A 14,185-nucleotide genomic window follows, 5' to 3' on the forward strand; every position below is an offset into this window, starting at 1 on the left:
CGAGATGCCAGTCCGGCGCATGCGAGATTCGTCACGCCGACGTGCGCCCGTCCCACTCCGATGTGGAACGGGCGCACGGGGGCTTAGAGCAGGCCGAGCTGCTGCAGGTTGGTGATGTACTTGACGATCACCGCCGGGCTGACATGGGGGATGTCCTTGTCCGGCCCGATCTTGGCTTCCTGCACCGCGGCCCGGAAGTGGTCGGTCGGGGCCAGGGCGCCCAGCATCGGCCGCTCGGGCTTCTGGTAGTTGTGCAGCAGCGGCAGCAGGGAGGCCTGACGCTGCCTGTCCGGCAGGGCGCGCAGGGTGCTCTCGAAGCGCTGGATCCACTGCCCGTAGTCGGCGATGCGCTCGATCGCGTAGCCGGCCTCGATCAGCCAGTCGGTGAACTCGTCCATGCCGAGGCCGTCGTCGTACGGGTTCATCACGTGGTAGGTCTCGAAGCTCTCCACGGACTGCCCGCCCAGGGTCGAGATGGACTCCGCGATGAACTCGACGGGCAGGCCGTCGTAATGCGAGCGCTGCCGGTTGCCGGCCGCGTCGAGCTCGTAGAACGAGCCGGGCGCGATACCGCTGGCGACGAGGCTGAACATCATCCTGGTGAACATGTCCGGCAGGTTCAGCTGACCCGAGTAGGTGGTGTCGGCCAGGATCATGTCGCAGCGGAACACCGCCACCGGCAACCCACACAGATCGTTGGCCTCGCGGAGCAGGACCTCACCGGCCCACTTGCTGTTGCCGTAGCCGTTGGCGTAGCCGTCGTTGACCTTGCGGACCGCGCTCATCTGGCGGACATCGACATCCTCGACGAACTTTCCGGGCTCGATCTGATCGCCCACGCCGATGGTCGACACATAGGTGTACGGCTTGATCTTCGTGGTGAGTGCGATGCGGATCAGCTCGGCGGTGCCCAGGGCGTTGGGCCCGAACAGTTCGCTGTAGGGCAGCACGTGGTTGACCAGTGCGGCCGGGTCGACGATCAGGTCGACGTCATCTGCCAGTCGCTGCCAGGTCTGCTGGTCCAGTCCGAGGTTCTCCTCGCCCTTGTCGCCGGCGATCACCTCGAGGTGGTCGGCGGCCAGATCCTGGTAGTGCGCAAGCAGTTTCGCGTCGCCGCTGTCGAACGTTGCATCGAGGCGCGCACGCGCCTCGGCATCGCTCTTGGCGCGGACCAGCGCGATGACCTTGCCGTCGACCAGGTCCATGCGCTCCAGCCATTCCAGGGCCAGGTAGCGGCCGAGGAAGCCGGTGGCGCCGGTGAGCAGCACGGTGCGGACCTCGGCGGGGGCCTTGGGCAGGCCTGGCGCAGCGGCCAGGGTTGCGGCATCGAGGAACTTGTCCAGCGTGAGATCGGAGGCACTGACTTCGGCGGCGTGCCTGCCGTGCACCGATGCGTAGGTCGGGCGGTGGGATCCATTGCGCTGCGTTTCGATGTACTCGGCGATGCCGGCCAGATCGGTGGCCGGGCTGACGATCACACCCACTGGCACATCCACGTCGAAGATCTCCCGGAGAAGATTGCCGAAGGTCAACGCCGACAAGGAATCTCCGCCCAGGTCGGTGAAGTGGGCGTCGGGCTCCAGATCTGGTGCCGCGGCACCCAACAGGGCGCCGGCGGCCCGGCTCACGGTCTCCACCACCGGGGCGTCGGCCGCACCACTACGCAGCGCGCGCAACTCGTTGGCCTGCGTCTCGGCCAGGTCGGCGTAAAGCTGCTCCAACCGATCGCCGTAGTGCGCCTTCAGCTTCGGCCAGGCCAGCTTGCGGATGCCGGTCAGCAGGCCGTTCTCCAGGGTGAAAGGTGTTGTCTCCACGAGGAAATCGCGGGGGATCTCGTAGGACTGCAGGTCGGCGTCCCTGGCGACCTCCTGCAGGGATTCGTTGATCGCTTCCTTCGAAACCGTCAGATCGGTGGGCACCACGACGGCCAGCAGGTAGGGCTGCGCGCTGTTGCCGTACACGTAGATCTGTTGCACCAGAGGGCTGTTGCCGAACACCGCCTCGAGCTTGGCCAGCGTGACGAACTCGCCCTGGGCGAGCTTGAGCACGTTGTTGCGCCGGTCGACATAGCGAAGCTGGTTCGGGCCGATCTCCGCGACGACGTCGCCGGTCCGGTAGTAGCCGTCCTCGTCGAACACAGAAGCGGTGACCTCGGGACGCTTGTAGTAGCCGGGGAACAGATTCTCGGTCTTGATCAGCAGCTCTCCACGCGGGTGCGGCTGGTCGGTGCCGAAATACCCGAGATCCGGGACGTCGACGAGCTTGTAGTCGATCACCGGCGGTCGCTGGACCACACCGTCGAACAGTGCCATACCGGCTTCGGTCGATCCGTAACCCTCGAGCAGGTGGATTCCGAGCATGTCCTGGGTCCAGGCCTTGAGGTCGGCCGAGATGGGTGCCGAGCCTGTCATGGCCGCGACGAACCGTCCGCCGAGGACCTCGTCACGCACCTCGGTCAGCACGTCGGCCTCGACCGCGTCCCGGTCCTGGTCTGCCTCGACCAGGCGGTGATCGACCCGGCTCTGGAACTCGCTGTGGATCATTTCCCACACGCGCGGAACGAAATTCAGCTCGGTGGGCCGCACCAGCGCGAGGTCCTCCAGAAGCGTCGACAGGTCGCTGCGGGCCGCGAAGTAGCAGGTGCCGCCGGCGGCCAGCGACGCGTACAGGATGCCGCGGCCCATCACATGGCTCATCGGCATGAAGCTGAGATTGATGGCCGAGCTCACCGGTCCGAGCCAGGCTTTGCTGTTGCGCCGCCAGAATTTGCCGACAGAGCTCTGCAGGTACATGGCGCCCTTGGGGGCGCCGGTGCTGCCCGAGGTGTAGATCAGCAGCGCGAGCGGATCGGTGCCGTCAGCCTTGGGTGCCTCGGGCGAGGGCAGCTCGCTCCCGCGGGCCAGCAGGTCGGCGAGGGTCTCGACGGCGACGCCGGTCCCCGCCAGCCGCTCGGCGGCGGATGCGACGGCATCGCGATGGTCGTCGATCTCTGCGTGGTGGTCGAAGGCCACCACACGGGCCGGGGTGTGGGAGGTGAGCGCCAGCTCGACGGCATCGGCGAGGTGGTCGACACTCGCGGCGATCACGCGCGGCTCGGTCTCGGTCACGATGGGCGCCAGCGCGTCGGGCGAGGAGCTGGTCTGCAGTGGGACCGACACCGCACCGATCTGGCCCAGTGCAGTGTCGATCACGGTGTAGTCGGCGCTGGTGAAACCCAGGATGGCAACCCGGTCGCCGGCTGCGACGCCCGATGCGTGCAAGGCGGCGGCGACGGCGCGGACCTGGTCCCAGAGCTGGCCGTAGCTGATGGTGTCGAACCGGGGGAGCAGGCGGGCAGTGGTCCGACCGGTGGTCGGGTCGGTGACGAATTCTTGTGCGCGTTCACCGAGCGCCGGCCGTTCGGCATAACCCTGCAGGAGGGTCTGGACGATCTCGGGCAACAGGAGGCCGGGGACGTCGACGGCGGCGGTGACGGTGTCGCTCGGTATCGCGGCGGCGAACTGCGGATCGGTAGCGGTCAGATCGGCGATACGGATCGCCAGTTGTTCATCGCGAGTGTCAAACGACATCAAGAACCCTCTTTACAGATAGCAGAAATAATCACCGGCGCAACGTTGCGCTAACGAACTACTACGTTAGTGAAACTAAACTTATTTCCGGAAAACCAGCTTTACGGCTGTCAATGTGCTGTGAGTCTGGTCATTTCTTCGCGTGAACCAGGGAGGTCTGATCCCGAGTCAGCCGATAGCTGGAACAGCAGTCAAGTCGACCTCCGGGTAGGAGCGTTACTGCCACTGAGTTTGGGGTACCCACCGGGATGTCAAAGGAGGCATCATGACCGAATTCGATACCCGCGGCAGCCGGCTACGCATGCCACGCAGCCGCGGAGCAGCCAGCGGGTTTCTGCTGGTGCTGCTGGGAATCTGGGGTGCGCTGATCCCGTTCATCGGGCCGTACTTCGACTTCGCGTTCACGCCGGATCAGAGCTGGTTCTGGACGTCCGCGCGCGGTTGGCTGGAGGTGCTTCCTGGCGCTGTCACGGCGCTGGGCGGTCTGCTACTCCTGGTTTCGGGTAACCGGGCCACGGCTCATTTCGGTGGCTGGCTGGCCGTACTGGGCGGAGCGTGGTTCGTGGTGGGCCGTGCGTTGGCGGGGCCGCTGGGCATCGGCGACGCCGGGATGCCGATAGCCGTGACCGACGCCAAGCGCGTCAGCCTCGAGCTGGCCTACTTCTCGGGGCTGGGCGCATTGATCGTGTTCCTCGGAGCCGTCGCGGTGGGCCGACTGTCGGTCCGCAGCGTGCGCGACGTCGAATACGTGCGACGGCCCGTCGCTTCGGCTGTGTCAACCGAGCCCGAAGCGGTCGCCGACGCTCAGCCGACCGAAGCGGTGGGCGCGCGCAAGCACCGGTCGTGGGGCGGAATGTTCGGCAGGCGTCACACGCACGCGCATTGACGCGTCAGAGGTCGCGCAGGATCAGCTCGAGCACATCGAGCCCCTCGACGAGCAGCTCGTCGCTGATCGTCAGCGGCGGCAGGAAGCGCAGCACGTTGCCATAGGTGCCGCACGAGAGCACGATCACGCCGGCCGCATGGGCGCCGGCGCACAGCGCCTTGGTGAGATCCGGGTCGGGTGTGGTTGTGCCTGCCTTGACCAGTTCGACGGCGATCATCGCGCCCCGGCCGCGCACGTCGCCGATCCGGTCGTCCTCGGCCTGCAGCCGGCCCAGCCGGTCCTTCATCAGCAGTTCGATGTGCTGGGCGCGGGCTACCAGACCGTCGGCCTCGATGGTCTCGATGGTGGCCAGCGCCGCCGCGCACGCGATCGGATTGCCGCCGTAGGTGCCGCCCAGTCCCGACACGTGCGGCGAGTCCATGATCTCGGCGCGTCCGGTCACCCCGGACAGCGGCAGACCGTCGGCGATACCCTTGGCGGTGACGATGAGATCGGGATCGATGCCCTCGTGCTCACACGCGAACATCGCGCCGGTCCGGGCGAACCCCGTCTGCACCTCGTCGGCGATGAACACGACGTTGTTGTCGCGGCACCATCCCAGCAGCGCGGGCAGGAACCCGTCGGCCGGGACGATGAACCCGCCCTCGCCCTGGATCGGTTCGATGATGACCGCGGCGAGGTTGTCCGCGCCGATCTGCTTGTCCATCACGTCGATGGCGCGCTTGGCCGCGAGCGCGCCGTCGGTGGCCAGCTCCTTGCCGAACTCGGCATCGCGGAAGGGGTAGGACAGCGGCGCCCGGTAGATCTCGGGTGCGAACGGGCCGAAACCGTGCTTGTAGGGCATGGACTTTGCGGTCAGCGCCATCGTGAGGTTGGTGCGCCCGTGATAGGCGTGGTCGAAGGCGACAACGGCAGACTTGTGCGTATAGGACCGGGCGATCTTGACCGCGTTCTCCACGGCCTCGGAACCGGAGTTGAACAAGGCCGAACGAGTCTCGCCGCGCACCGGTGTGAGCCGATTGAGGTGCTCGCAGACCGCGACGTACTGCTCGTACGGTGTCACCATGAAGCACGTGTGGGTGAACTCGCCGGCCTGTGCGGCCACGGCCTCGACCACGCGCAGCGACGAGTTGCCGATGGTGGTGACGGCAATGCCCGAGCCCAGGTCGATGAGCCGATTGCCGTCGACGTCCTCGACGATGCCGCCCCCGGCGCGGGCGGCGTACACCGGCATGGTGTTGCCGACACCACGGGCAACCGCGGCCGTTTTCCGGCCGATCAACGCTTGCGATTTCGGGCCCGGGATCGCGGTGGCCAGATGGCGGCTCTGCTCGGGATGGCTCAACACTGCCTCCTGAAAACTGCAACGGCACCGCCGGTTACTGCAAGGGCGGGGTCGGAAAGAACGCGTTTCGAGCCTAGTCGTCTCACCCGCCTGTCGGCGGCGAATGGGGTGGCCCGGGTCGGCGGCGGTATCGTGGCCTCGGTCGCCCTGACATATGACACAACACGAAAGACATAGTCGACATGGATCTCGTCATTTTCCTGCCCCTGCTGATCGTCATGGGCGCGTTTATGTTCTTCGCGTCGCGTCGTCAGAAGAAGGCCATGCAGGCCACCATCGACCTGCACGAATCGCTGCAGATCGGTGATCGCGTGCACACCACCTCGGGCCTGCTGGCCACGATCACCGGTATCACCGACGACAACGTCGACCTGGAGATCGCTCCCGGCGTCGTCACCACCTGGATGAAGCTCGCCGTGCGCGATCGCATCGAGGTGGACACCGACGAGGACACCGATCCTGAAGTATCGGCGGCGGCGACCGAACTGACCGAGAGCACCGGTGTCACCGACACCGACAGTCTCAAGAAAGACTGACCGCAGAGCACCCAGGACAAGCACGTACCCTTTGCGGTGCTGACGAACTGATCTCGAGGAGACCCTAGAAACGTGGCATCGTCTTCGGCGCCGGTGCATCCTGCGCGCTACCTGACACTTTTCCTGGTCCTTCTGATCGGCGTATATCTGCTGGTGTTCCTCACCGGCGACAAGCAGGTCAAGCCAAAACTCGGCATTGACCTGCAGGGCGGTACCCGGGTGACGCTGACAGCGCGCACCCCGGACGGCTCGACGCCGACCAGAGAGGCACTCAACCAGGCCCAACAAATCATCAGTGCCCGCGTCGACGGTCTCGGAGTCTCGGGCTCAGAGGTCGTCATCGACGGCGACAACCTGGTGATCACTGTTCCCGGCAACGACGGCAGCGAGGCCCGCAACCTGGGCCAGACCGCCCGGCTGTACATCCGGCCTGTCGTGCACGCGATGCCCGCCAAGCCGCCGGCCCAGCAGGGACAGCAGCCGGGTGCCGGAGCGCCGGGTGCCCCCGCGGCTCCGGGCGCGCCGGTCGCACCGGGAGCACCCGGTGCGCCGGGTGCTGTGCCCGGCCTGCCCGGTGCGATTCCGGGGCTGGCGCCGGGTGCGCCGGGCGAGGCCCCTGCGCCACCTCCGGCGGGAGAGCAGCCCGCGCCGCCGGCCGGGGAGCCTGTCCCGGCACCCCAACCGCGGCCCTACCCGCTGGACCCGGCACCGACTCCGGGTGAACCGACTCCGGCCCCGGCCCCGGGTGAGCCCGGCCCGGCGCCTGCACCCGGCTCCGCTCCGGCTCCGGCGCCCACGCCCAAGCCCGGTGACGCCAAGGCAGCAATGGCGCAGCGCATTTCCGACGAGAAGGAACTGCGGCAGAGCAACAACCCGTCGATCCAGATCCTGGCGCTGCAGTACCAAGCCACCCGGTGCGGTGAAGAAGATGTCCTCGCCGGCAACGACGATCCGAATCTGCCCTTGATCACCTGCTCGCAAGACGGGCAGACGGTGTACTTGCTCAGCAAGTCGATCATGAGCGGTGAAGAGATCGAGAACGCCACCTCCGGCCTGAACCAGCAGCAGGGCCAGTACGTCGTCGACGTGACCTTCAAGAGTGGGGGAGCCAAGACCTGGGCCGACTTCACGGCGGCGAACGTGGGCACACAGACGGCCTTCACCCTCGACTCGCAGGTGGTCAGCGCCCCCGAGATCCGGGAAGCCATTCCCGGTGGCAACACCCAGATCACCGGCCAGTTCAACGCGGACACGGCCAAGGAACTGGCCAACGTCCTCAAGTACGGGTCGCTGCCGCTGTCGTTCGAGTCGTCGGAAGCCGAGACCGTTTCGGCGACCCTTGGTCTGTCCTCGATGCGGGCCGGTCTGATCGCAGGCGCAGTGGGTCTGGCGGCGGTGCTGCTGTACTCGCTGCTGTACTACCGGGTGCTCGGTCTGTTGGTGGCCCTGTCGCTGGTCGCTGCCGGCGCAATGGTTTTCGCCATCCTGGTGCTGCTCGGCAGATACATCGGCTACACGCTGGACCTGGCCGGTATCGCCGGTCTGATCATCGGTATAGGCACCACCGCGGACTCCTTCGTGGTGTTCTTCGAGCGAATAAAGGACGAGATCCGCGAGGGCCGGTCCTTCCGGTCGGCGGTACCTCGAGGCTGGGCGCGCGCCCGCAAGACGATCGTGTCCGGCAACGCCGTGACCTTCTTGGCCGCCGCGGTGCTGTACTTCCTGGCGATCGGTCAGGTCAAGGGCTTCGCGTTCACACTGGGGTTGACCACGATCCTGGACATCGTGGTGGTGTTCCTGGTGACCTGGCCTCTGGTGTACCTGGCGTCCAAGTCCCCGATGATGGCAAAACCTGCCCTCAACGGTCTCGGTGCGGTGCAGCAGATCGCGCGGGAACGCCGGGAGGCTTCGCATGCGACCGCGGGACGGGGATAGGCACATGGCAGCAAAGAATGACACCACCGCTGAGGACGTGAAGGACACCTCGGTGGAGACGCCGAGCATCGAATCCACGTCTGCGGCACTGCCCAAGCACGGGTTCTTCGTCCGGCTCTACACCGGCACCGGCGCCTTCGAGGTGATCGGCCGTCGCAAGCTCTGGTACGCGGTCAGCGGCATCATGGTCGCGATCTGCATCGCCAGCATGGTGCTGCGCGGGTTCACGTTCGGGATCGACTTCGAGGGCGGCACGAAGGTGTCGATGCCGTCGGCCGGCTCCGCAGGGATCGTCTCGGTCCAGCAGGTCGAGGACGTCTACAGCAAGACCCTGAACCGGACGCCCGAGTCGGTCGTGTTGGTCGGCAGCGGCGCCTCGGCCACTGTCCAGATCCGTTCGGAGACTCTGTCCGAACCGGAGATCGAGCAGCTGCGGACCGCGCTGTTCGACGAGTTCCACCCCAAGGGCGCCGATGGCCAGCCCAGTAAGCAGGCGATCAGCGACTCGAAGGTGTCGGAGACCTGGGGCGGCCAGATCACCAACAAGGCGCTGATCGCGCTCGTGGTGTTCATCGTGCTGGCCTCGATCTACATCGCCTGGCGCTATGAGCGCTACATGGCGATGGCCGCGATGGCCACCCTGGTCTTCGACCTGGTCGTGACCGCCGGCGTCTATTCGCTGGTCGGATTCGAGGTCAGCCCAGCCACCGTGATCGGCCTGCTCACGATTCTGGGCTTCTCGCTGTACGACACGGTGATCGTGTTCGACAAGGTCGAGGAGAACACCCAGGGCTTCGAGCACACGACTCGCCGAACCTTCGCCGAGCAGGCCAACCTCGCCGTCAACCAGACGTTCATGCGTTCGATCAACACCAGCTTGATCTCGGTGTTGCCCATCGTGGCGCTGATGGTGGTGGCGGTGTGGCTCCTGGGCGTCGGAACCCTGATGGACCTGGCTCTGGTCCAGCTGGTCGGCGTCATCGTGGGTACGTACTCGTCGATCTACTTCGCCACGCCGCTGCTCGTGTCGTTGCGCGAACGCACCGAGCTGGTGCGCAAGCACACCAAGCGGGTGCTCAACCGCCGGGAGAAAGGCGCCAAGTCGGCGACTGCCACCAAAGACACGGCCGCGACCCCTGACGCCGAAGACACCGCCGGCGAGACCGTGTCCGTGTCGGTCGCTGCCGAGCCTGCACCCGCCAAGCCGGCACCGGGCGCACGTCCGGGCCCGCGGACCGGGCGTCCGTCGGGCAAGCGGAACACCCGCCGGTAAACGCCGATGGTTCATTGGCGGGCCGTTGGCCGGGCACGGACAACGGCGGCGGTGGTGGCCACACTGTCCGTGGTCGCCGGGATGGGTCTGGTGGCATGTTCGGGCAGTTCGGCCGACGAGATCGACTATGCCGTGGACGGCTCACTGACCACCTACAACACCAACACGGTGGCCGGAGCCGCGTCCGCCGGACCTCAGGCATTCGCGCGGGCGTTGACCGGGTTCGCCTATCACGGCCCCGAAGGTCAGGTGGTCGCCGACAACGACTTTGGTTCGGTGTCGGTGGTGGGCCGCGCCCCGCTGGTGCTCGACTACGTGATCAGCGACAAGGCCGTCTACTCCGATGGCAAGCCGATCACCTGTGATGACCTGGTGTTGACCTGGGGCGCTCAGTCCGGCAGGTTCCCCGTGTTCGACGCCGCCAGCCAAGCCGGCTACCGCGACATCGGCTCGGTGGACTGCACACCCGGTCAGAAGCGGGCCCGGGTGTCCTTCGCCCAGGACCGCGGATTCCTCGACTACGGCCAATTGTTCGCGGCCACCGCGCTGATGCCTGCACACGTCCTCGCCGACGAACTCGACCTGGGCGACGGGGGGGTGGCCACGGCGTTGCAGAACGGCGACCAGCCGACCATCGACCGCATCGCCAAGGCGTGGAACAACATCTGGGATCTCAAGCCCGACCTCGACCTCAAACGGTTCCCCTCGTCGGGTCCCTACCGGATCGACTCGGTGTCCAAAGACGGCGTGGTGGTCCTGGTCGCCAACGACAAATGGTGGGGCACCCCGCCCGTCACCAACCGGATCGCGGTATGGCCGCGCGGGGCCGACATCCAGGAGCGGGTCAACCAGGGATCCTTCGACGTTGTCGACATCGAGTCCGGATCCTCGGGCCTGCTCAACCTGCCCGATGACTACGTCAGCACCGAAAGCCCGTCCGCCGGTATCGAGCAGTTGATCTTCGCACCGGGTGGTCCGCTGGCTGCCCCACCGGCGCGGCGTGCCGTTGCGCTGTGCACGCCCCGTGACGTGATCGCCCGTAACGCCGCGACGCCCATCGTCAACTCGCGGCTCAGCCCGGTCAGCGACGACGCGTTCAGCGCGGCCGAGAATGTCGGCGAGGCCGCGCAATTCGCTGTGGCCAACATCGGTGCGGCCCGCGCCGCCCTGAACAACAAGCCGTTGACCGTACGCATCGGGTATCAGACGCCCAACGCCAGACTGGCCGCGACCGTCGGCGCCATCGCGAAATCGTGCGCCGCCGCGGGCATCACCGTGCAGGACGCAGGATCAGCGACGGCCGGGCCGGTGGCGTTGCGCAACAACGAGATCGACGGGTTGCTGGCCAGCACGGGCGGGGCCGCGGGCAGCGGTTCCTCGGGTTCTTCGGCGATCGACGCCTATGCCTTCCACTCCGGTAACGGCAACAACCTGCCCGCCTATTTCAACGAGCGGATCGACGGCATCATCGACGCGCAGGCCGTCACGAGCGATCCGAAGGAACTGGCCCGGCTGGCAGGGGAGGGCGCACCGATCCTGTGGAACGACATACCGACCCTGCCGCTGTACCGCCAGCAGCGCACCGTGCTGACATCGAACAAGATGTATGCCGTGAGCAGCAATCCGACGCGGTGGGGCGCGGGCTGGAACATGGACCGCTGGAAGTTGTCCACATGAGCCAAGATGTTTCCCGGCTGGTCAGGAGACTGATCCGGGAGGTCCCCGACTTCCCCGAACCCGGGGTGCAGTTCAAGGACCTGACCCCGTTGCTGGCCGACGCCGAGGGCCTGAGCGCGGTAACCGACGCATTGGCCGCCACCGCGGCCGACGCCGACCTGGTCGCAGGCCTGGACGCGCGCGGTTTTCTGTTGGGTGCCGCGGTCGCGACCCGACTCGGCACCGGTGTCCTGGCGGTACGCAAGGGCGGGAAACTGCCGCCTCCGGTGCACAGCGTGACCTATCAGCTCGAGTACGGCAGCGCGACCCTGGAGATCCCGGCCGACGGGATTGACATCGCCGGGCGCAACATTGTGATCATCGACGATGTCCTGGCCACCGGCGGCACGCTGGCAGCGGCGATGCGGCTGCTCGAGGCCGGCGGTGCCAACGTGCTGAGCGCCGCTGTGGTGCTGGAATTGACGGCCCTGGGCGGCCGGGACGTGGTGGCACCGCTGACGGTCAGCAGCCTGCACACGGTGTGAGGGATATCCTCGGGATCTGAGCGAAAATCGGGAGGTGACGATGGCCGGCGATACGGGTACGGACGCAACTACGGGCCAGACAGTCAAGTTGCCCCCGACGCTGCCGGGATCCACCGAATCCGACCCCACCAAGGCGCTGGACGCGGCGAAGCTTCCGGATACGACCAAGACCAGTGCCTCCCGCCGGGTGCGCGCGCGGCTGGCCCGCCGGATGACCGCGCAGCGCAGTGCGTTCAACCCGGTTCTGGAGCCCCTGGTCGCGGTACACCGCGAGATCTACCCCAAGGCCGACCTGCAGTTGCTGCAGCGGGCCTACGACGTCGCCGACCAGCGACACGCCGACCAGTTGCGCAAATCGGGTGATCCTTACATCACCCATCCGCTGGCGGTGGCCAACATCCTGGCCGAGCTCGGCATGGACACCACCACGCTGGTGGCCGCCCTGCTGCACGACACCGTGGAGGACACCGGCTACACCTTGGAGGCGTTGACCGCCGAGTTCGGGGCCGAGGTGGGTCACCTGGTCGACGGGGTCACCAAGCTGGACAAGGTGGTGCTCGGCTCGGCCGCCGAGGGCGAGACGATCCGCAAGATGATCATCGCGATGGCCCGCGATCCGCGGGTGCTGGTGATCAAGGTGGCCGACCGGCTGCACAACATGCGCACCATGCGGTTCCTGCCACCCGAGAAGCAGGCGCGCAAGGCCCGCGAAACTCTGGAAGTGATTGCGCCGCTGGCACATCGGCTCGGTATGGCGACGGTCAAATGGGAGCTCGAGGATCTGTCGTTCGCGATCCTGCACCCGAAGAAGTACGAGGAGATCGTGCGACTGGTCGCGGACCGGGCGCCGTCGCGCGACACCTATCTGGCCAAGGTGCGCGCCGAGATCGGCGTGGCACTGAGCGCGATGAAGATCAACGCGGTGGTCGAGGGCAGGCCCAAGCACTACTGGTCGATCTATCAGAAGATGATCGTCAAGGGGCGCGATTTCGACGACATCCACGACCTGGTCGGCGTGCGGATCCTGTGCGACGAGATCCGGGACTGCTACGCGGCCGTCGGCGTCGTGCACTCGCTGTGGCAACCGATGGCGGGCCGGTTCAAGGACTACATCGCCCAGCCGCGCTACGGCGTCTACCAGTCGCTGCACACCACGGTCGTGGGTCCCGAGGGCAAGCCGCTGGAGGTGCAGATCCGCACGCGCGACATGCACCGCACCGCCGAGTACGGCATCGCGGCGCACTGGCGTTACAAAGAAGCCAAGGGCCGCAACGGAGTTCCGCACAGTCACGCCGCCACCGAGATCGACGACATGGCGTGGATGCGCCAGTTGCTCGACTGGCAGCGAGAGGCCGCCGACCCCGGTGAGTTCCTCGAGTCCTTGCGTTACGACCTTGCGGTAAAAGAGATCTTCGTCTTCACCCCCAAGGGTGACGTGATCAACCTGCCGACCGGATCGACGCCTGTCGACTTCGCCTACGCAGTGCACACCGAGGTGGGGCACCGCTGTATCGGAGCCCGGGTCAACGGCAGGCTCGTCGCGCTGGAACGCAAGCTGGACAACGGTGAGGTCGTCGAGGTGTTCACCTCGAAGGCCCCCAACGCCGGTCCGTCGCGCGACTGGCAGACGTTCGTGGTGTCGCCGCGGGCCAAGGCCAAGATCCGGCAGTGGTTCGCCAAGGAACGCCGTGAAGAAGCCTTGGAGTCCGGCAAGGACGCCATCGCGCGGGAAGTCCGCCGGGGCGGACTTCCGTTGCAGCGCTTGATCAATGCCGATTCCATGGGCGCGCTGGCTCGCGAGTTGCGCTACACCGACGTCTCCGCGCTGTACACCGCCGTCGGCGAGGGCCACGTCTCGGCGCGCCACGTCGTGCAGCGTCTGCTCGCCCAGTTCGGCGGCGACGACGCGGCCGAGGACGAACTCGCCGAGCGGTCCACGCCCTTGACCATGCCGGTGCGTCAGCGCAGCACCGACGACACCGGTGTCGCGGTACCGGGGGCGCCCGGAACCCTGACCAAGCTCGCCAAGTGCTGCACCCCGGTGCCGGGCGACACCATCATGGGCTTCGTGACCCGCGGTGGTGGGGTCAGCGTGCACCGCACCGACTGCACGAATGCGGCTTCGCTGCAACAACAGTCGGAGCGCATCATCGAGGTGAACTGGGCGCCGTCACCGTCGTCGGTGTTCCTGGTGGCCATCCAGGTCGAGGCGCTGGACCGGCACCGTCTGCTGTCCGACGTCACGCGGGTGCTGGCCGACGAGAAGGTCAACATCCTCTCCGCATCGGTGACCACCTCCAACGACCGGGTGGCGATCAGCCGATTCACCTTCGAGATGGGCGATCCCAAACACCTCGGCCACTTGCTGAGCGTGGTGCGCAACGTGGAAGGCGTGTACGACGTCTACCGCATCACCAGCGCGGCCTAGTCGCGATCCGGC

At 66.8% G+C, this 14,185-nt stretch carries 9 protein-coding genes; 7 read left to right on the forward strand and 2 right to left on the reverse strand.

All coding sequences use genetic code 11. The features are described from left to right. Positions 1-83: 83 nt before the first annotated feature. The gene (car, locus tag HBE63_RS08945; protein WP_166904433.1) at positions 84-3,569 is read right to left on the reverse strand and encodes a carboxylic acid reductase; all 3,486 of its coding nucleotides are present in this window, start codon (positions 3,567-3,569) and stop codon (positions 84-86) included. Between the two features lie 265 nt (positions 3,570-3,834). Between car and HBE63_RS08950 the strand changes: the two genes are divergently transcribed. Next, positions 3,835-4,455 carry a hypothetical protein gene (locus HBE63_RS08950; RefSeq protein ID WP_166904434.1) on the forward strand — a complete coding sequence of 207 codons (621 nt, stop codon included), beginning with the start codon at positions 3,835-3,837 and terminating at the stop codon, positions 4,453-4,455. 4 nt (positions 4,456-4,459) lie between these two features. On the opposite strand, the gene gabT is transcribed toward HBE63_RS08950, so the two are convergent. Continuing rightward, on the reverse strand, positions 4,460-5,800 hold the full coding sequence (gene gabT / locus HBE63_RS08955) for a 4-aminobutyrate--2-oxoglutarate transaminase (protein WP_166904435.1): 1,341 nt from the start codon (positions 5,798-5,800) through the stop codon (positions 4,460-4,462). A gap of 182 nt (positions 5,801-5,982) precedes the next feature. Between gabT and yajC the strand changes: the two genes are divergently transcribed. The 6 genes from yajC (at position 5,983) to HBE63_RS08985 (ending at position 14,173) form a co-directional block, all read left to right on the forward strand. Then, positions 5,983-6,336, forward strand: coding sequence for a preprotein translocase subunit YajC (gene yajC, locus HBE63_RS08960; protein WP_166904436.1), 354 nt, complete (start codon positions 5,983-5,985; stop codon positions 6,334-6,336). 72 nt (positions 6,337-6,408) lie between these two features. After that, the gene (secD, locus tag HBE63_RS08965) at positions 6,409-8,271 is read left to right on the forward strand and encodes a protein translocase subunit SecD (RefSeq protein WP_166904437.1); all 1,863 of its coding nucleotides are present in this window, start codon (positions 6,409-6,411) and stop codon (positions 8,269-8,271) included. A 4-nt stretch (positions 8,272-8,275) separates the two neighbouring features. After that, complete coding sequence (gene secF / locus HBE63_RS08970) at positions 8,276-9,544, forward strand: protein translocase subunit SecF (RefSeq protein WP_166904438.1); 1,269 nt, start codon at positions 8,276-8,278, stop codon at positions 9,542-9,544. A gap of 6 nt (positions 9,545-9,550) precedes the next feature. Beyond that, the gene (locus HBE63_RS08975; RefSeq protein WP_166904439.1) at positions 9,551-11,221 is read left to right on the forward strand and encodes an ABC transporter substrate-binding protein; all 1,671 of its coding nucleotides are present in this window, start codon (positions 9,551-9,553) and stop codon (positions 11,219-11,221) included. Next, positions 11,218-11,745: an adenine phosphoribosyltransferase gene (locus HBE63_RS08980; protein WP_166904440.1), complete on the forward strand. Its 528-nt coding sequence runs from the start codon at positions 11,218-11,220 to the stop codon at positions 11,743-11,745. The genes HBE63_RS08975 and HBE63_RS08980 overlap by 4 nt, the downstream gene beginning before the upstream one ends. A 40-nt stretch (positions 11,746-11,785) precedes the next feature. Beyond that, a complete protein-coding gene (locus tag HBE63_RS08985) occupies positions 11,786-14,173 on the forward strand; it encodes a bifunctional (p)ppGpp synthetase/guanosine-3',5'-bis(diphosphate) 3'-pyrophosphohydrolase (protein ID WP_166904441.1) in 2,388 nt (795 codons plus the stop codon). The last annotated feature ends 12 nt before the right edge of the window (positions 14,174-14,185 follow it).

Origin of the sequence: Mycobacterium sp. DL440 (assembly GCF_011745145.1) — a bacterium.
GTDB lineage: Bacteria > Actinomycetota > Actinomycetes > Mycobacteriales > Mycobacteriaceae > Mycobacterium.